The following is a 19,796-nucleotide window of genomic DNA, read 5'->3' as shown; positions in this document are numbered from 1 at the left end:
GGTAGACGGGACTCATGATGGCGACACTCTCCGGAGGTGACGACTCACGTTCCGACAGTTCGATCTCGACGGCAGGCACGCGAATGAAAGAACTGCTGTTCACCGGCGAGCCTGCCGACGCTGATCGAGCGTCGGCCATTCGTCGTGAGCTCGGTGAGTGGTTGGACAGCGTGGGCGTCGATCCGGATCGTGCTTACGACGTGGTGTTGGCAACGTACGAGGCGATAGCCAACAGCGTCGAGCACGCGTACCGGGATCATGCCGATCGCGGGACTCTCGATATCCGAGTGTTGTGGGTGGCGGACGGTCGGATCGATGTGAAGGTTGTCGACCGCGGGGATTGGGCGTCGCACAACTCCGATCCGAATCGCGGGCGCGGAGTCCCGCTGATGCGAGCATTGGCCGACAGCGCGGCGGTCACCTCGGATCAGAACGGCACGACGGTTCACATGATCTGGGATGCGATCCGTAGTACCTGATTCCTCCGGCACACTGGTGGCATGGTCGACATGCAGATCGCTACGGCGGAGAAGAAGAAGATAACTCTCCCCAACCTTCGTGTGCTGTGGCAGTTCGTTCGACCGCACAGCCGCACCCTTGCGCTCGGAATGACCCTCGGTCTCGTCGGAACGGGGGCCGCCCTTGCTACGCCGATGGTCGCGAAGGGAGTGCTCGACGGCCTCGGCACCGATGCCTCGCTGATCGGGCCGATTCTGCTGCTCGTCGGTTTGCTCGTAGTGGGGTCGGTGGTGCTGTACTTCCAGTGGATCGTCCTGGGGGTGTTGGCCGAACGCATCGTTCTCGACGCCCGCAAGTCCATCGTTCGCAAGTACTTCGGAGCCACTGTCGGCAGTCTCGGCACGCGGCCCACCGGCGAGCTCGTCACCAGAGTCACCTCCGACACCGTTTTGCTGCGTGAGGCGGCGTCGAATGCGTTGGTGGGCATCGTGAACAGTGTGGTGGGCTTGGTGGGCGCACTGATTCTGATGGCAGTTCTCGACCTCGTTCTGCTCGGTGCGATCGCGACGGCCATTATCGCGATCGCGGTTCTGTTCTCGCGTCTGATGCCGCCGATTGCCGTGGCGCAGCGGCAGTCTCAGGAAGCAGTGGGTCGGTTGGGCGGGATTCTGGACGGCACCCTGCGGGCAATCCGCACCGTCAAGTCGAGCAGGGCCGAGACCCGCGAATCGGAGCGGGTGATCTCCGAGGCGCGCACGTCGGCTCAGCACAGCGTGCGAGCGGTGAAGATCTCGGCACTGGCGTGGACGTTCGCCGGTGGCGGTGTTCAACTGGCAAGCATCGGGATCCTCGGTCTCGGCGGCTATCGAGTCAGCACCGGAGCGCTCGCGGTGTCGAGTCTGATTGCGTTCCTGCTGTATGCATTTCAAGTGATGGGCCCGGTTCAGACCCTGGCCACCAACATCACCGCGCTGCAGGCCGGAATGGCAGCGGCTGCACGTATCCGCCAGATAGACGATCTGGTGACCGAGGTGGGCGTGGAAGGCGCAGCGAACTCGACGAGAACCGACTCGGTTGCCCCCGCCCTCGAATTCTGCAGCGTCACAGCACGATACGCACCCGGTCGAGAACCCGCCGTGCACGGCATCGATCTCGAGGTGCCGGCACGTGGACACACGGCGATCGTGGGCCCGTCCGGTGCAGGCAAGACGAGCGTGTTCTCGTTGATCCTGCGTTTCCTCACGCCCGAGAGCGGTGAGATTCGGCTCGGTGGCACCCCCTACGACAATCTGACCATCGACGAGGTGCGATCCCGATTGTCCTACGTGGAGCAGGAGACACCGGTGATCCCCGGGTCGATCCGAGACAACCTGCTGTTCAGCCATCCCGAGGCCAGTGAGGCCGACATCTGGGCGGCACTCGAGTCGGTACACCTGGACTCGACCATTCGTGCGTTGGACGACGGGCTGGACACCGATCTGATCGGCTCGACCGTCTCCGGCGGTCAGCGTCAACGAATCGCGTTGGCACGAGCCATCGTTCGTCGGCCCGAGATTCTTCTGCTGGACGAGGCCACGGCACAGGTCGACGGTCGCACCGAGGCGGCCATCCACGAGGTGATTCGAGCCATTGCGTCGGAAGCCGCCGTCGTCACCATCGCGCACCGGCTGTCCACCGTGCTCGATGCCGACACGATCCTGGTGATGGAGGACGGAGTCGTCCGCGCTCGCGGCACTCACGAGGAACTGATGAACTCCGATTCGCTGTACCGAGAACTGGTGGCTGCGTTGCGAATCGGCGACGCCACCGCGCTGCCGACGCCGAGTTGACCAGCTAGCGTCCGGAACCGGACTCCGTGGTGGTGGTCTCGTCGTCCGACTCGTCCTCGGACGTGGTGGTCGTTCGGTCGGCACCGGTCGTGCGACGCGAGCTCCGCGTTGTCGTCTCGGACCGATCCGGAGTGGTCGTCGTGGGACGAGCCGTGGTGGGCACCGCAACCTGCCACGTGGGGGACGGAGGCACGACGACGATGGTCGAGCTCGGCGACGACACGACCGAGCTCAGGTTGTCCGACTTCAGTGCGGGTGGACGCACCGTCTGACTCGTGTCGTCGAACGCACCGCCCAGAGCACCGATGGTCAATCCGACGGCGATGGCCACTCCCGCGCTTGCCACTGCTGCCAACGCGATGACCTTGTCGCGCATGCACAGACCCTAACGCCGTGGCCGAACCCGGATGGTCGGCAATGATGCGAGAACGTTACCTCAGCGAGCGAAGCGGTGAGGGGTGGACGTTCATTGCGGCGTCAACCGCAGCACGGTGGGCAACGCGTCCGCGATCAGTTCTCCGGCCAGCTCGTACTCCGAGGGCTCACGGCGGTACGGATCTCCGATGTCCAGAGTGTCGACCCGATGCACCGCCCGCGCATCCGCGAGAGCCGCAATCGACTGTGCACCCGACGCAGCGGCCAGGCCGGATGCTTCGAGGAGTGTGAATGTCCGACGCATCTGCCGCGGTGCGAGGGCCAGAACGGCATCGCGATGGGCGGACGTCATCGTCAGGACCAGGTCTGCGTCGGCGGCGATAGCCGGGGTGAGGCGTCGGGCAACAAAACCGTCCGGATCGCCGCCGAGCTGAGTCAGCACCATCGCCGCCGTCGGGTCCATGGCGTGACCGGTCAAACCCTGGGTTCCGGCGCTGCTCGCAGTCACATCGAAGCCGCCTTCGTGGGCGAATGCGGCAGCGAGTCGCTCGGCCGTCGGAGATCGGCAGATGTTCCCGGTGCAGACGAACAGAACGCGCATGCGGCAACTGTAATGGTGTGGTCGACGCGAGATGTCGCGTCCACTGGGGCGCAGTCGCGGGACGCGCTACAGTGTGCCTTTGGGGGGATCGAGACTGGTTCGTGACATCGGGTCTCGGCGTGTGTTCACGGGGAAATCGACAAGAGGCGGGTAATGACCGAAGTTCTCGGTGTGTCGGTGGGAGCCAGTGCGGTGCGCATGGCTCGCCCTGACGCGCGCCCGCAGAATTCGGGTCGTCTGGGTTTTCACCACGACACCGTCGACGCTTACTGGGATCGCGCCGAGGAGTTGGCGGCCGAGTCGATCGGGGTGGTGCTGTCGCAACCGGGTGACGGCGGCCCTGTGCAGGCAACCGGAGTGGCGTACCGCGACCAGCAGCAGTTCGGTGAGATCCAGCAGGCGATGGCGAGCCAGCGGCTCTACAACTACCGGCTGGTGCCCGAGGCGCGTGCGGCGTTGCAGTATCTGGAGGCATCGGGCGAACTGGGCCACTTCGGCACGATCGGGCTCTACGACCTCGGTAGCTCCGGGTTGACGATAAGCGTCATCGACCGCGGCACCGGCCAGGTGCTGCTGGCCGAGCGCACCATCGACATCAGTGGAGACGACTTCGATCGGCTCATCTCGGACAACCAGCTCGCCAAGCAAGGCGTCGACATTGCCGACAATCAGGAACTGAGCCAGTTCACCGCGCGGTGCCGCGTGGCCAAGGAGCAGCTGTCGACCAGTGGCGCGGTGTGCCTGCCCGGTGACGGCGGCGTCATTCTGATCTCTCGTGAGGCGTTCGAGTCGCTGGTCACCGTTCCGATCGAGTACTCGGCTCGGTTGGTGCGCGACGTCATCGGGCGGTCACCCAAGCACGTCGACGCTCTTGTCCTCATCGGTGGCGGAGCGCGTATTCCGCTGGTGGAGTCGATTCTCAGCGCGTGGATCGGCCTTCCTGTCATCACCCCCGCAGATCCGGAATCCGTCGCTGCCCGCGGAGCGGCACTGCTGGCGACTCCGGTTGCGGACGCGCCGCGTCAGCCCACTCCGGCCCCGGGCGTTCGGCAGTCGTCGTCCGAGCCCGCATCGTTGTCGGGAGCTCCGGATTGGTTGAGCCCCGATCCCGCGACCGACAAGCCGGCCGACTCCAAGCGCAAGGTCCGCGGCGCGGTGCTCGTCGCGGGCGGTCTCGTTGCCGTTGCCGCGCTCGGCTTGTCTCTCGGGTACGGCGGTGGTTCGACACAGCCGACGAGCGCTCCAGCGGAAACGACCGCTCCGATCACGGCGGTGCCCACCACGCCGAGAACAACGGTTCCGCCCACCACGGCGCCACCCACCACTACCACGGTGCCGCCCACGACCGAGGCCGCCCAGGCTCCGGCGCGCACCTATTCCGAGCCGGAATACGATCCGCCGGCTGCACCCGCGCCCGCACCCGCCCCGGCACCGCTGATCCCCGGCCTTCCTCAGATTCAGCTTCCGCAGATCCAGTTGCCGGCACCACCGGTCATCCAACTGCCGCGCTTCTAGCCCGCTTCGGCGTCAGGCCGCGATCAGGGCAGCTGCAACTCGGCGAGAACCGCCAGGTGATCGCTCTCGGGGATCGCGAGCGGCTGGACCGACAGGGCACGAACGGAATCGCTCGTCACCACATGATCCAGGCGGGCCAGTGGGCGCTCCGAAGGGAACGTGCGGAACAGGCCCGAGCCCGCTGCGTCGGCCGCGTCGGAGAACGGAGTCGACGCCAACGTTCGGAACTGCCGGTGATCGTTGGTGGCGTTGAAGTCTCCGGCAACAATTGCGGTGTCCTGGTAGGTCTCCATGATCGACCGCATCCTGGCCAGGTCGGCATCCCATTCGGCGGTGTGCCTGGGTGTTGCCGGCGACATCGCATGGAACGAGACGAGAGTCAGATCCTGCCCGTCGACGGTGGTTTGGGCCTGTACCGGCACGAAGCCGAAGTTGTCGAGACGGGTGCCCTCGGTCAGTGGGGTGCGGCTCCACAGGCCGGTGCCGTCGGCCACCGGCAGAGCTGCGGTGAAGGAGAACGGGAGTAGTTGGTCGATACCCGCAGCCTGCAGATCGGTCACTTCCTCGGGTGTCAGTTCCTGGACGGCGAGGATGTCGACATCGTGGTCACGGACGGCGTCGACGATGGCTGCAGCGTCGGCGTCCCCATGCGCGACGTTGACGGTCAACAGGGACAGCTCGGGGCCGGAGTTGTCCGGCCCGTCGGCCAGGAACATCGGCACCTGCACTCCGACGACAGCGATGGTGAGCAGCACAGCGACTGCCGACCCGACGCGGGCGCGGGCAGCGGCGAAGAGGATCACTGCGGCGAGGGAGGCCACGCCCAGATACGGAGCTCCGACTACCAGCGCCACGAAGGAGATCTCGGTCACTCCGACTTGCCGGATGACGAACATTCCGAGGGTCACGGCGACCAGAGCCCAGCCGACGACCTGCGCTGCGGTGCGAATGAAACGGCGCATCGCCGCGGTACCTCCTGTTGCGTGCCCGAGTTGGGCATGGATGTGTCTGGTGTTGTCTACACTCGGCATGTGCCCAGCTCAGAGCCGATATGCAAGTGCCATCACGAACAAGCTGCGCACCGGCATTACCGGCGTGGAACCAACTGTTCGCTGTGTGACTGCCCTCGTTTTCGGGGTCCGATACCGCTTCTGTCGAGATGGTGGCCCAGAAAATAGTTCGCCGGACAAAAACAATCTTACCGTCCGATCCTGTGCGAATAATAAATCCAGTCGATAGGATTAGGGGCCTGGATACAGGCAATACGGACAAATGCGGCTCGGGGACCGTCCGACATTCGATCCGGTAGGAGAGGCTTCATGTCGAACGATGCAGTGCTGGACAGGCTCGGAACCGGATTACGGGTCCTCGAGCTGGACCCCATCACGTACCGACCGCACCCGATTCACAACCACGACCGCATCTGGACCGAAACCAACTGTTACGTCGATCTCTGGATAGAGGTTCTGCACTCTCTCGGCGCGGATCCCACTCCCGCTCTGGCGTTCGTGCTCAGTGCCGGGTGCGACGGCAGGCAATGGGACTTCGTGAAGATCATGCCCGAGGACCTGCGCACCCTCTACGGCATCGACGTGGCCGAGATGAACGTGTGGCGGCCCGTGCTCGAGCATGTGGTCGAGGGTCTGGACGACGGCATCCACGTCACCGTCGAAGTCGACGGCTTCTGGCTGCCCGACACCGCAGGCACCAGCTACCGAAACCAACACACCAAGACCACCATCGTGCCGAACCTCGTCAACCGCGAGGACAAGGTGATGGGGTACTTCCACAATCGCGGGTACTTCGATCTCACCGGGGCCGACTTCGACGGGATCTTCAACCTCGCTCCCGAACCGCATGCCGAGGTGCTGCTGCCCTACGTCGAGCAGATCCGCGTGGACTCTGCGGTACTCGATGCCGGATTCGGTGATCGAGACCTCGACGTCGCTCGCGCGCACCTGGCACGGCGGGCACCGGGAAACCCGGTCGACGCGCTTGCCCGGCGCATCGTGGCCGACATTCCGCTCGTCCAAACCGCCGGGCCCGACGCATTCCACCTGTGGTCGTTCGGACTGCTCCGCCAATTCGGAGCCACCGCGGAGCTCGCGGCGAATTACGTCGAATACCTCGACGGCCGCGGCGCGCCCGGTGCTGCCGCGGCAGCACCACACTTCCGCGATGCCGCCTCCGGTGCCAAAGCCGTGCAATTCCGAATGGCACGCGCCGCACGTGGCCGGGACGTCGTGCTCGACGAGCCGCTGATCGAGATGAGCAAGAACTGGGCGGCAGCCATGGATCTCGTTGCAGGCGCAGTGGGCACGTGATCGATCTGCTCGACGGCGCTCGGTGGCAGCTGGCCAGAACCGACGCCGGCTCCGTTCTCGACCCCGGTGATCTAACCGCCGATCTCGAGTGGATCGACGCAGAGGTGCCCGGAACGGTGGCGTCGGCCCTCGGCACGTCGCTTTCCGGAGTGAACCCGGACGGTCACGACTGGTGGTTCGTGGCGGAGGTCTCCACCGCCGACCACCGTCGGGTGCGAGTGACGTTCGGCGGCATCGCAACTCGTGCCCAGATCTGGATCGACGGCAGCCACCGCCGAACGGTGACGTCGATGTTCGTTCCCGAGATCGTCGATCTGACCGAATGCGGCCCCACAGTTCGTATTGCCCTGCACGTCGAATCGCTTGCTGCGCAACTGAAGTCCCGACGTCCACGCGGGCGTTGGCGATCGTCGTTGATTGCAGCGCAAGGGCTTCGGCACGAGCGCACGACGATGCTCGGCCGGGCACCCGTGTACGGGCCCCTTCCGATCGCCGTCGGACCATGGCGTCCGGTGTCGATGGCGCCGATTCCCGATGTTCGTCGCAGCGAACTGTCGGCAGCTGTGTCCGGCACGGACGGGATCGTGGTTCTGCGCGCCGAGCTGGATTCGCCACGAGACGCGCGAATCGTGATCGACGACACCATGTCTCCGGTTCACACAGTCGAGCTCGGCACGGTCGAGCGCATCGATTCGACTCTGACGTTGCCGGATGTCGAACTCTGGTGGCCGCACACGCACGGCCGACCGCGAACGTACCGGGTGGCGCTCGAGATCGACGGCACCGTTCATCGCATGGGGGTCGTCGGGTTTCGTACGGTGGAGCTGGACCGCACCGCGGGCGGCGCGCAACTCGTGGTCAACGGAGCGGACGTGTTCTGCCGAGGTGGAACGTGGACGCCGCTGAATCCGGTGCGGTTGTGGTCCTCGGAGGCGGAACTGCGTGCCGCGCTCGAACAGCTCCGATCCGCGGGTCTGAACATGGTGAGGGTGGTCGGCACCCTGGTGTACGAGCAACCCGAATTCTGGTCGCTGTGTGCAGAACTGGGCATCATGGTGTGGCAAGACGTCATGTTCGGCACCGTCGACCCGCCCACCGACGAGACCTTCACGGCGTCGGTCACCCGCGAGCTCGACGCGTTGGCCGATACCGTGTCGGCGAACCCCGCCCTGATGATCGTCAGTGGGGGAAGCGAGACGCAGCAGCAACCGACGATGCTGGGGCTTGCCGCCGACGATCAGCGAATGGAGATGCTGGACAGCGTTGTTCCCGACATTCTGGCCGGTCGCCTGCCCGCGGTGGCGTATGTGACATCGAGCCCGTCCGGTGTGCAGGGGGAATTGCACACGCATGTGGGCGACGGTATCGCCCACTACTTCGGGGTCGGCGGCTATCTCCGCCCGTTGTCCGATATCCGCACCGCCGGTGTACGTTTCGCGGCAGAGTGTCTGGCTTTTGCCGTTCCTCCGGAGCGAGCGTCGGTGGAGAGGTTCTTCGGTTCCGCCGCAGTTGCCGGCCACCACCCGGAATGGAAAGCTGCCGTTCCACGCGATCGCGGCTCGTCCTGGGATTTCGAGGACGTGCGAGATCACTACGTACGCAGCATCTTCGGAGTCGATCCGCATCTGATTCGCCGGGACGACGCCGAGCTGTACCTCGATTACGGCAGGGCCGCGACGGTCGAAGCGTTCACGGAAGCATTCGGCCATTGGCGTCGGGCATCCTCGGGGTGCGCCGGTGCCCTGGTGCTCACGTTGCGGGATACGGTTCCCGGTGCCGGCTGGGGCATAGTCGATAGCGCCGGTGTACCGAAAGCGCCCTTCTACGCATTGGCGCGGGCGAGCGCGCCGGTGGCCCTACTGTTGTCCGACAACGGACTCGACGGTTACTCGGTGGAAGTGGTCAACGACGGCCCGGCGCGCACGGGCACGGTTCGAGTGGTGCTGCACGCGTCTCGGGGCAGTCACGAATTCGAGCAGTCGGTGAAGGTGGGCACGAATTCCTCGGTGGCGCTGACGGTGGACTCCATCGTCGGCACGTTCACCGACGTCAATCATGCTTACCGCTTCGGCCGTCGAACATACTCCGCCGTCACCGCTGCATTCCTGGACGCCAGTGGGGTGGAGGTGACGCGAACCACCGTCCTCGTCGGCCCGCAGGCCCGTCAGAACTCTGTCGGCTTGTCCGCCGAGGTCACCGAAAAGCATTCCGGTACATGGGAATTGACGGTCAGATCCGAGTGGGCAGCGCAGTACGTCTGTGTCGACATCGAGAATTTCCAGGTGTCCGACTCGTGGTTCCACCTGGCACCGAACGAACCCCGGACGTTGACTCTCGTCGGTGTTGGGGCGACTGCACCACGTGGGCATGTGCGTGCGCTGAACTCCTTGCAGCGGGCCTCGGTGGCACCGACGGTCGTGAACAGAACTTCGTAGTGGACTACGAATTCAGTCCATGGCCCAAGCCGCGCACGTGCCGCTAGCGGCTCGTGCTGAGTTTGCCTCGGGCATAGCCGATTCCGGCCGCGCCGACGCTTGCCACCACGGCCATCGCACCCCAGGCGCGCACCGGATTACCGCGGGCAGCGGCACTGGTTTCGCGACCGACTGCGCGAGGCAGGATCTTGGCGGTGTAGGCCCGCTCCGAGGACAGGGCGTCCTCGGCCCCGATCAAGCGGGCGATAGCTGCCTTCGAGACGCCCTCGGCGTAGCTGCGAGTGATGAGGTAGCGCGGACGAGTGCGGTCTGCGCTGACCGTGTGATCGACGACGATCGAGGGATCGAACACGATCTGTGCATCGGGATGCGTCTGGCGTAGACGGATGCACAGTTCCGTTTCCTCGCAGCCGAGCGGAACGCGACCGATTCGGCCGATGCCGGAGACGAATCCGCCGAGTGCGACGACCGGTTCGCGGCGGAACGACATGTTCGCGCCCATGAGGTTGCGGACCTGAGCGGTTTCCGTTGGCTGCCCGCGGTAGGTGCACCCGACGACCCAATCGAGTTCGCCGGGTTCACCCACTACCTCGGCCGGTAAGAAGGCCGGACGTTTGTCCGGCCATACCGGGTATGCAGAGCCCCCAACGGCGTACACGGCATCGTCCGAGTAATGGGACAGAATGGCTCCGAGCCACTCTGTGGTGCGCGGTGACGCGTCGTCGTCCAGGAAGACGACGATGTCACCGGTAGCGAGATCCAGAGAGGTGTTGCGCGCACCGGACAAGCCGCGCGGGTGGTTGTTCTCCACCACGTTCACGGTGTCGTGCAGCGGCAGGAACTCCTCGCGTGCGCGCTCGGCCAGCTGTGCGTTGTGATCGATGACGACGATCAATTCGTCGGCCGGTACGGCCTGATCGAGGACGGCACGCACGGCGGTCCGAAGTTCGGACCACCGAGCCAACGTGTACGCGCAGATGACGACCGAGGAAGTCGGCAGACTCACGCCGTCCTCTCGCGCAGTTCGAGAACCTCGTTGTACGACTCCAGGGCCTCGAACTCGAGGTCCATGTCGGTACGAGCGTCGATCGACTCACGCAACGGACGAACGATGGACTTGCGCTTGATGCGGCGAGCCCGCATGCGCTCGGTCATCAGCGTGCGCAGTACTCGGAAGCCGTCGGAGAAGGTGCGCAGGTTGCTCTGGCCGTAGATCCGGGCCAGTTCGACGCTCGGCACCTCTTCGATACGAACCGAAGCCTCGGCGAAGCGGCAGTTGATGATGGTCTCGATCTCGAAGCCGTCGCCCCAGAGCATCATGCCCTCGGCTCCGGGCTGATCGACGACGGGCAGATCCAGCACCGGCACCAGGTCGCGCCAGAAGGCGTTGTAGCCGTAGCAGAGATCGGAGAAGCGGGTTCCGAACAGCGTGTTCGCCACCAGGTGCAGGCCGCCGTTGCCGGCGCGACGCAGCGGCGTGATGTCGTGGCTGCCGCCACCCTCGCAGAACCGGCTGCCCTTGGCGAAGTCTGCACCGGCGATCAGGGCCTCGACGAACCGCGGAATCTCGGCAGCGTCGGCCGAACCGTCGGCGTCGAACATGACGATGATGTCCCCGGTGGCAGCCTCGAAGCCACAGGCGAGTGCATTGCCCTTGCCCTTGCGAGTCTGCTTGATGATGCGGATATCACCGCGGATCTCGCGAGCGGCATCGATGGTGCCGTCGACGGATCCACCGTCGACGAGCACGAGCTCGTAGTCGTGGGAGAGCAGGGGGAGGACATGGCGAAGGTTCGCGGCCTCGTTGAGCGTCGGGATGACGACACTGACGCGGGGATTCTGACGATTCAACATATCCATTCCACAGGGGTCGAGTGCGATGGGCAGATGTCTCCGAGCTCCGTGAAACGACCCCCGCCGCATCCACAGACAGTGTCTTGGCGCTTGTTGTGAAGCGTAAGAACCTGTTTCCATTGACTGATAGCAAGCTTAAAAGATGCGACGAGTTTGTCAAGCTGCAAACAAACCAACTGGAAGATTGTTTGGAGACGCTCGTCATAGTTTGTGATGCGGCTACCGAGATCGGTACTGGTAGACGATCGTGTCGGCATCCTGGTACCGAACCGACCACGCCGAGTTGGTGCGCAGCCACTGCCGGAAACGGTTCACGGCGTCGTCGGGAACGAACCCGTAGTAGTGCATCGCTTCCAGCGACTGCCGAGTCAACACCATGTACGTCGGTGTATCGCTGACCGACGCGTTGTAGTCGATCTGGCCGAGCTTCTCCGGCGTCGGGAAACCCTGCATGTACTCGGGGCCGAGAGCGTACAGAGGAACGTCCCAGTAGTCGTTGGCCTCGGTCAGACGGCCGTAGTCCGATGTCGACCGAGCCGGGTAGCCCGAGGAGTAGAGCATCGTGACGGCGGTGCCGGAGGGCGACTGTGCGGCCACCGCGCGGGCATCGTCGATCTGGTCACGATGCTCGAGCACGATGGGCCACAGTCCGAAGTACGCCTGCAGGCCGAGGACAGCCGAACCGATCGCGCCGGCCGTGGCGACCGCGACCGAAGTACGGGCGGTGAGCCTGCGGGCCCGCGACGGCCGGTCCTGGGACGGCTGACGGTCGAACAAGGCGAGGAACATCGGCGTGATCAACAGAACGCACCCGGGGATCGCGTAGAGGTACACCCGGAAGATCGCCTCGCCGCCGTAGCTCTGCCCGGCGAGCAGCATGATCGAACCGAATGCCATCACCATCGGGGCCCAGAACGTCTTCTTGGTACGCCAGGCGTAGATCGCCGAGACGAACGCCAGGCCGAACACCCCGCCGGACAGCGCCCGGCAGACCAGGGACGTGATCTGTTTGCCCAGCACGCCCTCTTCCTGGACGTTGCTCGCCGCGTTCTGAACCGGGTCGAACCCCTGGAAGAGCCCGTACGGTGCCACGATCGGCAACCGTGGATACAGGTACCCCAGCAGGATGACGCCGAGCGGAATCATCAGCCACCACGGCTTGGCTCGTCGCGTCACCAGCAGTACACCGGTGACGGCCATCAACCAGTACGGAGTCAACTGATGCGTCGGCACCAGCGCTGCGAACGGAACGATCGACAGGAACGCCGCGGATCGGGTCAGCGGCGAGGACATCAGCAGCGCCAGGAAGCCGACGGCGAGCAGCAGCGCCCAGGCCTGCGGGGAGTAGTAGTCCTGGCCCACCCAGTTGATGACCTCGGCGAGCATCGCGGCGGTGACGGCGGCCCGCTTGGTGAACTTCATGACTCGGGCCAAACCGTAGATGCACGCGGCGAGCACCACGTGGATCATCGGCGCGAACACGTGCGCCAGCGACAGTGTGTCGTAGCCGGTGACGTGCTGGAACCACGCCGAGACGAGGAAGAAGCTGGGCCACTCGCTGTAGATGTCCACCCCGCTCGGGGCCAGCCGGTTCAGGTCGAGGACGAATTCGGTGACGGCGACGTGCTTGTACGTCCAGTCGTAGATCGGTGCGGACGTGATCAGTGTGACGGTGAATCGTTGCACCACGATGGCGAGGCCGACCGCGACCATCATGGTGCGCAGCTGATTCCGCCGCAGTGCGATCAGGAACGCAGCGATGATCAGGACCATGCACAGCACGAGCCCCGGGCCGGTGCCGGCGGTCAGCAACCCGAACTGCGAGTACGTCGCTCGTTCGAGACCGGGCAGCATCGGCAGCCACAGAAAGAAGGCCAATGCGAGAATCAGGCCGGCAACGTTGCGGCGCAGTGTGTCTCGGTCGGTCAGCACGAACTTGGTCGACGCGAAGGCCGCGGCGCGTGACGACGGTGAGACGACTGCACGTGTGTGCACGATCCACTCGGGCAGGTCGGGACGACCGTGCTTGCGGTACCACAGCACCGACGAGCCGATCAGGGCCAGACACAGCCACAACGTCCACATCCGGGGCGACCAGCGGTATCCCCACATCGCCGCCGACACCATCAGTGTCACCACCGAGATGCTCAGAATCGGCAGCGCAGCCGGAACCGCGGTACGGGGGATGCGAACCCACGACAGAATTGCCGCACCCGGACCGAAGAACAACAGGACGGTGAGCAGCACGACGCGAACGAGCGTGGGCAGCGCGATCATCGAGGCCAGACCGGACCCCGCTGCCAGAACGGCGATGTCGGCGTAGCGCAGTCGACTGCCCGCGTGTCGCGTCGTGCCGGCCGCGGTATCGGTTGTGCCGACGGGCCATTCGAAGGTCCAGTCGGACGGGACGAACAGCTTGTGCCGCAGGTCCCCGAGGGACCGGTGGCCGGAATCAGTCGAGGACCGGCTCACGGCTCACCCCCGCCAACGGAGTGCGCTCGCGACCTTCGCGCCTGCTGCGCCGAATGGCCGCGGGGCCCTTGGCGATGGACAGCAATTCCATTCGGCCGATGCCGTCGGGAAGGTCGGCAGCGAGATCGTCAGGAGGCGACGCGACCTTGCTCATCTTGGCCGACAACCGAATTGCGCTGCCGAGCCGGCGGAGCGCCACCGTGGCGGCGAGCGTCGCAGATCTGCGGTTCGTGGCGACGGTGTACAGCCAGGCACCGAGGCCGAGGCCGTAACCGCGGGCCTGCACCGCCAAGGCCTCCGAGTCGGCGCGGTGTCGGTGCCACACGATGGCCGCCGGCTCGTACACCAGCTTGTCGCCCGCCATCAATACTCGAAAGAACATGTCGAGGTCCTCACCGCCGTTGGTCGGGGAGCCGACTCCCAACGCCTCGTCGAATCCTCCCAGATCGAACATCCGTCCGCGGTCCACGGCGAAATTGGCCCCGGTTCCGTACATGCCGACCTGGAACGGAAACAGCGGTACATCGTCCGGGGGGTTCTTCAGGTCGTAGACCCGAGGCGTGACCGAACTCGCCCACCCGACACGGCGGTCGAAGTACGCCTGAGCCTGGGTTCTGATCTCCCCGCTCGGCACGATCCCGGACACGCACGTCACCCGGTCGGCTCGTGCGAAACCGCGCGCGATGCTCTGCAACCACTTCGCATCCACCGCGACATCGTCGTCGGTGAACGCGACGATGGTGTTTCTCGCCGCACGCAAACCCGTGTTCCTTGCCCTCGACAGCCCTGCCGTCGGTTCGGACACGACGCGAATGCGCTTGTCGCTCAGACCGTGGACGTACTGCTGCGTCGCATCGGTCGGAGAGGCGTTGTCGACGACGACCACCTCGAAATCGGGGTATTCCAGAGCGGACACCGATGCGAGCGCGCCCTTCAGGTGATCGACCCGATCACGGGTGCAGATCACCACCGTGATCGGGGGCAGTGACCGGCCGGGTTCCGGCAGAGCCTCGGGCATCGGAACCTGCGCGAGAGACATGGCCGCTCGTCGCGCGTCTTCTGCCGCGACCGCGCCGTCGACGACATCGAGTTCGACGAAGCCGAGCGGGTCCAGTCCACGTCGGATCAACAGCCGGGCACGCCGATAGCCGTCGGAATCGTCGAGGGCGAGAGACTCCGGAAGATCCTGCTCCAGGTCGATGTCACCGATCCACACGGCACCGTCCCAATCGGGAGACTGGAGTCTGGGGAGCGCGGGAGGTAACACGGGAGGGGATCCTTTCGGGTGACACACATAGGGCAGGTACTGCGGTCTCAATCGGTGCGATACCGCACCCAGTCGACCGCCATGGTCGCCGGGAACGGCGTCGAATTGTCGGTGGGCCCGGGCCAGTCGCCGGCAACGGCGACGTTGAACAGCAGGAAGAACGGCTTGTCGAACACCCAGTAGTCGTCTCCGCCGACGAGGTCGGCCGGGGTGACGGTAGCCAAGGTGGTGTCGTCGATGCCGGTGGTCACGCGGCCCGGTGAGCGTTCGACCCAGTAGGTGTGGAAGCCCTCCGACAGCGGCTCCGGTGGAATACCGCCTGCGTCCACCTTCTGGCTGGTGAGCGAATTCGGCTGGGGCGCATGGATTCCGGTGTGGTACTGGTCTGCCTGGTTCAGGGTCTCCATGATGTCGATTTCGCCGGAGAGGGGCCAGCCGACGGAGTCCAGATCGGTACCGAGCATCCAGAACGCCGGGTGCAGTCCGGCTCCGGCAGGCATCTCGATCCGAGCCTCGACGCGGCCGTAGGTGAACTCGAACTTGTCCTTGGTGGTCACTCGGGCCGAGGTGTAGCCGTCACCGTTGCGCATGGCGTTGATGACCATGTGGCCCTGGCCGTCGAGGGAGGAGTTCTCGGTCGAGTCGGTGTAGTCCTGCTTCTCGTTGTTTCCCCACCCGGTCCGACCGACGTCGTGGCTCCATCGGTCGTCCGCCAACGCGTCGCCCGCCGTTCCCGAGAAGTCGTCGTAGACGGTGTATCCGGGCTTGGCTGCCGCGGTGTTCGACGCCGACGTCGTGGAGGTGGCGTCGACGCCGCCCTCGGCCGTGGATCGACCATCGGACTCGGATCCGTCCGAGCGATGCGCAATTCCGTACACGGTGCCGGTGACGACCAGTCCCAACACCACGAGAAGTGTCAGCACCGACGGCCAACGGCGGCGCGGACGCTCGACGAGCAGACCGGAGCCGGGGAGCCGCGAGACCTCGACGGTCCCTGTGCCGGACTCCCCGCCCGATGCGGAGTGACGGCTCACGCGGACTCGTCGAGGGTTTTCGGCACTCGCGTCGCGTTGAACTGCGAGACCGAGAGGATCAGAACGCCCACCAGAAGGGAGTAAGTGGCGACGCGTTCCATGGAGCCGATGCCGAGTCCGAATTCGTGACCACCCATGTAGGCGAAGTACCCGGCCAGACCGACGGCACCCAGCGCAGTGACCACGATGCGGATCGTTCGTCGCAGACTCCGGTGCCCACCGGCGACGACGAGGCCGAAGTTCCCGAAGATGAAGAACACGGTGGCACCGAACGAGTGGATCGGGTAGTTCACGCCTTGGTTGACGACGCCGGCCGTGATCGCACCCGCACCGGCAACGACGAAGAACGAGGCTGCCCTGCCATCGATCCGGCGAACGATGTACCACGATCCGCCCACGGCCGCGATCGCCACACCGAACAGCACCATCGAGGCGTTCAGCAGGACGTAGAGCTGGCTGCACGGCCAATCGCCGACAGGACCGCAGAAGGGGATTCCGAGTTCGCTGATGTAATTGTTGCGGTAGCTGTAGAGCCCACGCCATGTGGCCGAGACGATGTACTCGACAAGGACGAACTGCACCACCGACAGCCCCGCCCACCGAGCGACATGGGCAACGAAGCGCTCTCGTTTCGGTGCTGCGGTCGGCTCGGCCCGCTCCGTCGCGGCGTTCACTTCGGATTTCGCTTCGGTGGTCATGCGGTCTTCTCCTGAGGGGCGAGCAAGGCGAGGGGGTCGGCTGCCACGAGATCGAGTGCTGCCTGCACGGTGTGGCTGTCGAAAACATTGTCGTGGAACGATGCCGAGACGAACACGACCGAATCGATGGTCTCCATCGTGATCATCACCGACTCCGGTCTACCGGGAGCCGCGATCACGAAGAACGCGCGGTCGGCAGGTTCGGCAATCCAGGAAACCGGCTCCAGCTGCCTGACTCTACCGACATCCGAGAACATGAGTTCGACGTTCGGCCGCACCGGAACGCGGTCGTCGAACACACCGGAGACAGCTCGATGCTCACGCTTGTACTTGATCGTGCTGATCGTCGCGGACGCGATCGGACGACCCTTGTCGATGGCACCGGACAACGCGTCGTTCACCTCACCGGGCGAGGCGGGATCGATATCCGTGAAACCGATCCCAGCGGCGAAATTGCCGAGCACCGTGGTCGACGGCGGGAGGTAGCGGCGGCAGTCGAAGAGAAACCCTGCGGACCGAGCGACCGAAAACGATGTACGCACGAACGCCGTGGACACGGCCGCGCACATCACGGCACTGACACTCGCGCCGGGCAGATTGGATTCTCGCCACCGACGAATCGCGGTGGTGGTGCCCGCCGGCGTCACGGCAACGGCGACCGCGGCGGACGGTGTCCAGGGCACAGATGCTGTCGGCGATGCGGTGCTGGATACCTCGGTCGATTCCTGCTTCATGCCGGGACGAACGCGGCCGTAGATCGTGTCGATAACCTTCCGGGGATTGCGAAAAGCCCAGTGCAGCAATGCCTTCCGCAAAGGATGGCCCTCCACTGCACTGCCGGCCCAGGCCGGAAGCGAAGCGTCAGGGGTGGCGTCGGCCAAGTAGGCGAACAGGTCGACCGGCAACAGCGCGTCGCCGAGGCCGTGATTGAGATCGAGGAACAGGTACCGACCGGCCAGGCGGATCCGAACGGGAACCTCGGCAGCGGACGCATGCGAGAACTCGGTCAACTCCTCGGCCAACTGCTCGTGGTCGACGTGAGGGCCCTCGGTGATGTGCTCGACAACCCGATCCGGCTCGAAAGCCCATGCCGCCGAGGACTGTTGGGCACGCAGACCCAGTCGAGTTGCCGGACCGATGGACGCCAACGCGAGCACGCGGCCCTGCACACGTGCGAGATCGCCGAAATCCGCAGGCCCCAGCACGGTGACGATTCGTGAATCGGACCGAAGCATGTCCAACGAGCTTGCTCGATAGATCTGGGTCATGGCGCCGTCCTGTGTTGAGCGTGCACCGGAATGCGACGCGGCGACGGCTCGTCGTGTTGCCGCGGCGCGTCCTGTGGCTCGCTGTGACGAGGTCCGCGATCTCCTGTTTCACCGTGTCGGGGTTCCCGTCGACTCTCGCGGGGGGAGCCGCCGTCACGATCGTCGATCGGCCCGCGTGGACCGGGATGATCGGGCGATCCAGCATCGTTGCCGGACTGACCGTTGCTGCCTGCCGACAGCTCACGGATCCACCGAATCAGCGGCACGATCAGCACGAGTGCGCCGAATGCCTCGGCAGCGAGGTAGGCCCAGCCCACGGCCGCGATGCCCATCGACGACGACAGCCCGATCGATCCGCCGATGATGAGCGAGGTGGCCACGACCTGCACGATCACGGCCAATCGCATGCGACGACGGACCCGAGCCAAACCGTCGTAGAGGGAACCGACCACCGAGAGCGGAATGGTGAGCGCGGCGAGCTGCACGATGATGGTGCCCTGGTCGCGGTAACCCTGGCCGATCAAGCCGAGGCCGAACGGTGCGATGAAGGCCAGGAAGATCGACCCTCCGACAGCAACGATGCACACGAGAGTCATGAACCGTTTGGTCAGGCGGTGGAACTGTTCGGGATGTGCGGCGACCTCGGCGACATACGGGCCGATCAGCACACTGATCAGAATGTAGAGGGCGCTCACGATCGACCAGGTGAGGGAGAAGTATGCGTTCTGCTCGGCTCCGAGGGTGGCGACGACGATCATCGGCACGAGCAGTGGAGCGAGCGAACCGAGTGCGGTGATGCCGTAGGCCGAGCCGAAGTAGGCCCACATTTCGCGTCTGGGCGGCAGATCCGGCTTGCCGGCGTACCGCTGTTCGGTGCGCACGTTCTTGAAGATGGCGCGCAGGACGAAGATCGATGCCACGATCGCGGGGACCGCCCACGCAGAGATGATCGAGGTGCTGCGCTCGGTGGTGAAGAGCGCCAACAGGAGGATGAACTTCAGGACGGCGTGGAAGACGTTCTTGCCGGCCGCCCAGCGTGCGACACCGAGACCGGACGAGGTCTGATCTTGGAGCGCGAACACCGCGAGCACCGCGACGAAGAACGGGAACGTCACGATTTCGGCGGTGTTGGTGAACATCTCGTCCCTGGGAGCCACCAGGAGGAAGCCGCCGCCGAGCACGAATGCGAACGCCGTCACGGTGAGATAACCGCGCACGATGAACGATTTCGCCAACCGGCCCGAGACCGGAAGGAATCGCTCGTACATCGAACCGAGGCTCAGGTTGGAGAGCGTCGAAAGCATCACCGCGGACGTGATGACGGCAGACGCGCTGCCGACCTCTGCCACGGGATAGAGGCGGCCTGCCGCAGCCCAGAACAGCAATCCGAGCGCCCCGGTTATGGCCGTCGAGAGCATCAGTGCCAGCGAATTGAGCGCGAGGTTACGATCGGACGCCTTCGAACCCGGACCCGATTCGGGTACCGACTTCACGTCGGCTGCGGCGAGGTGATCGGGGTTCGTATCCAACACGCGGACCGAATTGTGACGTGGCACGGTCGAAACCGGCATCGTCGGACTGTTCATCAAACCCATGTCGAACCGCGCAGGTTCGACCGGATACCACCGAAGTTGTTCGAGCTGCTCGTGTTTGGGTGGCGCGATC

16 protein-coding genes are annotated in these 19,796 nt (G+C 65.1%); 5 read left to right on the top strand and 11 right to left on the bottom strand.

Annotation, left to right across the window (positions count from 1 at the left end; genetic code table 11):
- Window positions 1-14: 14 nt before the first annotated feature.
- Window positions 15-479 carry an ATP-binding protein gene (locus CH294_RS05385; RefSeq protein WP_052057768.1) on the top strand — a complete coding sequence of 155 codons (465 nt, stop codon included), beginning with the start codon at window positions 15-17 and terminating at the stop codon, window positions 477-479.
- A 21-nt stretch (window positions 480-500) separates the two neighbouring features.
- Complete coding sequence (locus CH294_RS05380; RefSeq protein WP_094737228.1) at window positions 501-2,288, top strand: ABC transporter ATP-binding protein; 1,788 nt, start codon at window positions 501-503, stop codon at window positions 2,286-2,288.
- 4 nt (window positions 2,289-2,292) lie between these two features.
- Here the strand turns inward: CH294_RS05380 and CH294_RS05375 are convergent, their stop codons facing one another.
- The gene (locus CH294_RS05375) at window positions 2,293-2,664 is read right to left on the bottom strand and encodes a hypothetical protein (protein WP_032376185.1); all 372 of its coding nucleotides are present in this window, start codon (window positions 2,662-2,664) and stop codon (window positions 2,293-2,295) included.
- A 90-nt stretch (window positions 2,665-2,754) separates the two neighbouring features.
- The gene (locus tag CH294_RS05370) at window positions 2,755-3,264 is read right to left on the bottom strand and encodes a low molecular weight phosphatase family protein (protein ID WP_080734186.1); all 510 of its coding nucleotides are present in this window, start codon (window positions 3,262-3,264) and stop codon (window positions 2,755-2,757) included.
- Window positions 3,265-3,417: 153 nt separating this feature from the next.
- Here CH294_RS05370 and CH294_RS05365 point away from each other — a divergent pair, with 153 nt between their 5' ends.
- Window positions 3,418-4,779 (top strand): Hsp70 family protein, encoded by a 1,362-nt coding sequence (locus CH294_RS05365; RefSeq protein WP_052057766.1) that lies wholly within the window; start codon window positions 3,418-3,420, stop codon window positions 4,777-4,779.
- Window positions 4,780-4,802: 23 nt separating this feature from the next.
- Here CH294_RS05365 and CH294_RS05360 read toward each other — a convergent pair whose 3' ends face one another.
- On the bottom strand, window positions 4,803-5,741 hold the full coding sequence (locus tag CH294_RS05360; RefSeq protein ID WP_094610980.1) for an endonuclease/exonuclease/phosphatase family protein: 939 nt from the start codon (window positions 5,739-5,741) through the stop codon (window positions 4,803-4,805).
- Between the two features lie 357 nt (window positions 5,742-6,098).
- On the opposite strand from CH294_RS05360, the gene CH294_RS05355 reads away from it, so the two are divergent.
- Window positions 6,099-7,103 carry a DUF1839 family protein gene (locus CH294_RS05355; protein WP_052057764.1) on the top strand — a complete coding sequence of 335 codons (1,005 nt, stop codon included), beginning with the start codon at window positions 6,099-6,101 and terminating at the stop codon, window positions 7,101-7,103.
- The gene (locus CH294_RS05350; RefSeq protein ID WP_094737227.1) at window positions 7,100-9,538 is read left to right on the top strand and encodes a glycoside hydrolase family 2 protein; all 2,439 of its coding nucleotides are present in this window, start codon (window positions 7,100-7,102) and stop codon (window positions 9,536-9,538) included. The genes CH294_RS05355 and CH294_RS05350 overlap by 4 nt, the downstream gene beginning before the upstream one ends.
- A 43-nt stretch (window positions 9,539-9,581) precedes the next feature.
- Here CH294_RS05350 and CH294_RS05345 read toward each other — a convergent pair whose 3' ends face one another.
- From CH294_RS05345 to CH294_RS05310, 8 genes are all read right to left on the bottom strand, one after another.
- Window positions 9,582-10,544: a glycosyltransferase family 2 protein gene (locus CH294_RS05345; protein ID WP_032405515.1), complete on the bottom strand. Its 963-nt coding sequence runs from the start codon at window positions 10,542-10,544 to the stop codon at window positions 9,582-9,584.
- The gene (locus tag CH294_RS05340) at window positions 10,541-11,398 is read right to left on the bottom strand and encodes a glycosyltransferase family 2 protein (protein WP_080734185.1); all 858 of its coding nucleotides are present in this window, start codon (window positions 11,396-11,398) and stop codon (window positions 10,541-10,543) included. Before CH294_RS05340 ends, CH294_RS05345 begins: the two co-directional genes overlap by 4 nt.
- 213 nt (window positions 11,399-11,611) lie before the next feature.
- Window positions 11,612-13,864: a hypothetical protein gene (locus CH294_RS05335; RefSeq protein ID WP_094737226.1), complete on the bottom strand. Its 2,253-nt coding sequence runs from the start codon at window positions 13,862-13,864 to the stop codon at window positions 11,612-11,614.
- Entirely contained in the window at window positions 13,845-15,131 is a 1,287-nt protein-coding gene (locus CH294_RS05330) for a glycosyltransferase (protein ID WP_249305074.1), read from the bottom strand. Before CH294_RS05330 ends, CH294_RS05335 begins: the two co-directional genes overlap by 20 nt.
- Before the next feature lie 47 nt (window positions 15,132-15,178).
- Window positions 15,179-16,165: a glycoside hydrolase family 16 protein gene (locus CH294_RS05325; protein ID WP_249305073.1), complete on the bottom strand. Its 987-nt coding sequence runs from the start codon at window positions 16,163-16,165 to the stop codon at window positions 15,179-15,181.
- On the bottom strand, window positions 16,162-16,863 hold the full coding sequence (locus CH294_RS05320; protein WP_094737224.1) for a DUF998 domain-containing protein: 702 nt from the start codon (window positions 16,861-16,863) through the stop codon (window positions 16,162-16,164). The genes CH294_RS05325 and CH294_RS05320 overlap by 4 nt, the downstream gene beginning before the upstream one ends.
- Entirely contained in the window at window positions 16,860-18,131 is a 1,272-nt protein-coding gene (locus CH294_RS05315) for a hypothetical protein (RefSeq protein WP_094737223.1), read from the bottom strand. The genes CH294_RS05320 and CH294_RS05315 overlap by 4 nt, the downstream gene beginning before the upstream one ends.
- Complete coding sequence (locus CH294_RS05310) at window positions 18,128-19,702, bottom strand: lipopolysaccharide biosynthesis protein (RefSeq protein ID WP_176458364.1); 1,575 nt, start codon at window positions 19,700-19,702, stop codon at window positions 18,128-18,130. The genes CH294_RS05315 and CH294_RS05310 overlap by 4 nt, the downstream gene beginning before the upstream one ends.
- Window positions 19,703-19,796: the final 94 nt, after the last annotated feature.

It is taken from the genome of Rhodococcus sp. 14-2483-1-1, assembly GCF_002259335.1.
Classification (GTDB): domain Bacteria; phylum Actinomycetota; class Actinomycetes; order Mycobacteriales; family Mycobacteriaceae; genus Rhodococcoides.
Note: the sequence above shows the minus strand (reverse complement) of the source record. Positions and strands in the feature narration are given on the sequence as shown.

What these genes read in the sequence shown, in the direction of transcription:
- CH294_RS05340 (WP_080734185.1), bottom strand. Translation starts at nt 11,398, where the DNA reads ATGGATATGTTGAATCGTCAGAATCCCCGCGTCAGTGTCGTCATCCCG.
- CH294_RS05380 (WP_094737228.1), top strand. Translation starts at nt 501, where the DNA reads ATGGTCGACATGCAGATCGCTACGGCGGAGAAGAAGAAGATAACTCTC.
- CH294_RS05355 (WP_052057764.1), top strand. Translation starts at nt 6,099, where the DNA reads ATGTCGAACGATGCAGTGCTGGACAGGCTCGGAACCGGATTACGGGTC.
- CH294_RS05385 (WP_052057768.1), top strand. Translation starts at nt 15, where the DNA reads ATGATGGCGACACTCTCCGGAGGTGACGACTCACGTTCCGACAGTTCG.
- CH294_RS05320 (WP_094737224.1), bottom strand. Translation starts at nt 16,863, where the DNA reads ATGACCACCGAAGCGAAATCCGAAGTGAACGCCGCGACGGAGCGGGCC.
- CH294_RS05370 (WP_080734186.1), bottom strand. Translation starts at nt 3,264, where the DNA reads ATGCGCGTTCTGTTCGTCTGCACCGGGAACATCTGCCGATCTCCGACG.
- CH294_RS05360 (WP_094610980.1), bottom strand. Translation starts at nt 5,741, where the DNA reads ATGCGCCGTTTCATTCGCACCGCAGCGCAGGTCGTCGGCTGGGCTCTG.
- CH294_RS05310 (WP_176458364.1), bottom strand. Translation starts at nt 19,702, where the DNA reads ATGCCGGTTTCGACCGTGCCACGTCACAATTCGGTCCGCGTGTTGGAT.
- CH294_RS05365 (WP_052057766.1), top strand. Translation starts at nt 3,418, where the DNA reads ATGACCGAAGTTCTCGGTGTGTCGGTGGGAGCCAGTGCGGTGCGCATG.
- CH294_RS05315 (WP_094737223.1), bottom strand. Translation starts at nt 18,131, where the DNA reads ATGACCCAGATCTATCGAGCAAGCTCGTTGGACATGCTTCGGTCCGAT.
- CH294_RS05375 (WP_032376185.1), bottom strand. Translation starts at nt 2,664, where the DNA reads ATGCGCGACAAGGTCATCGCGTTGGCAGCAGTGGCAAGCGCGGGAGTG.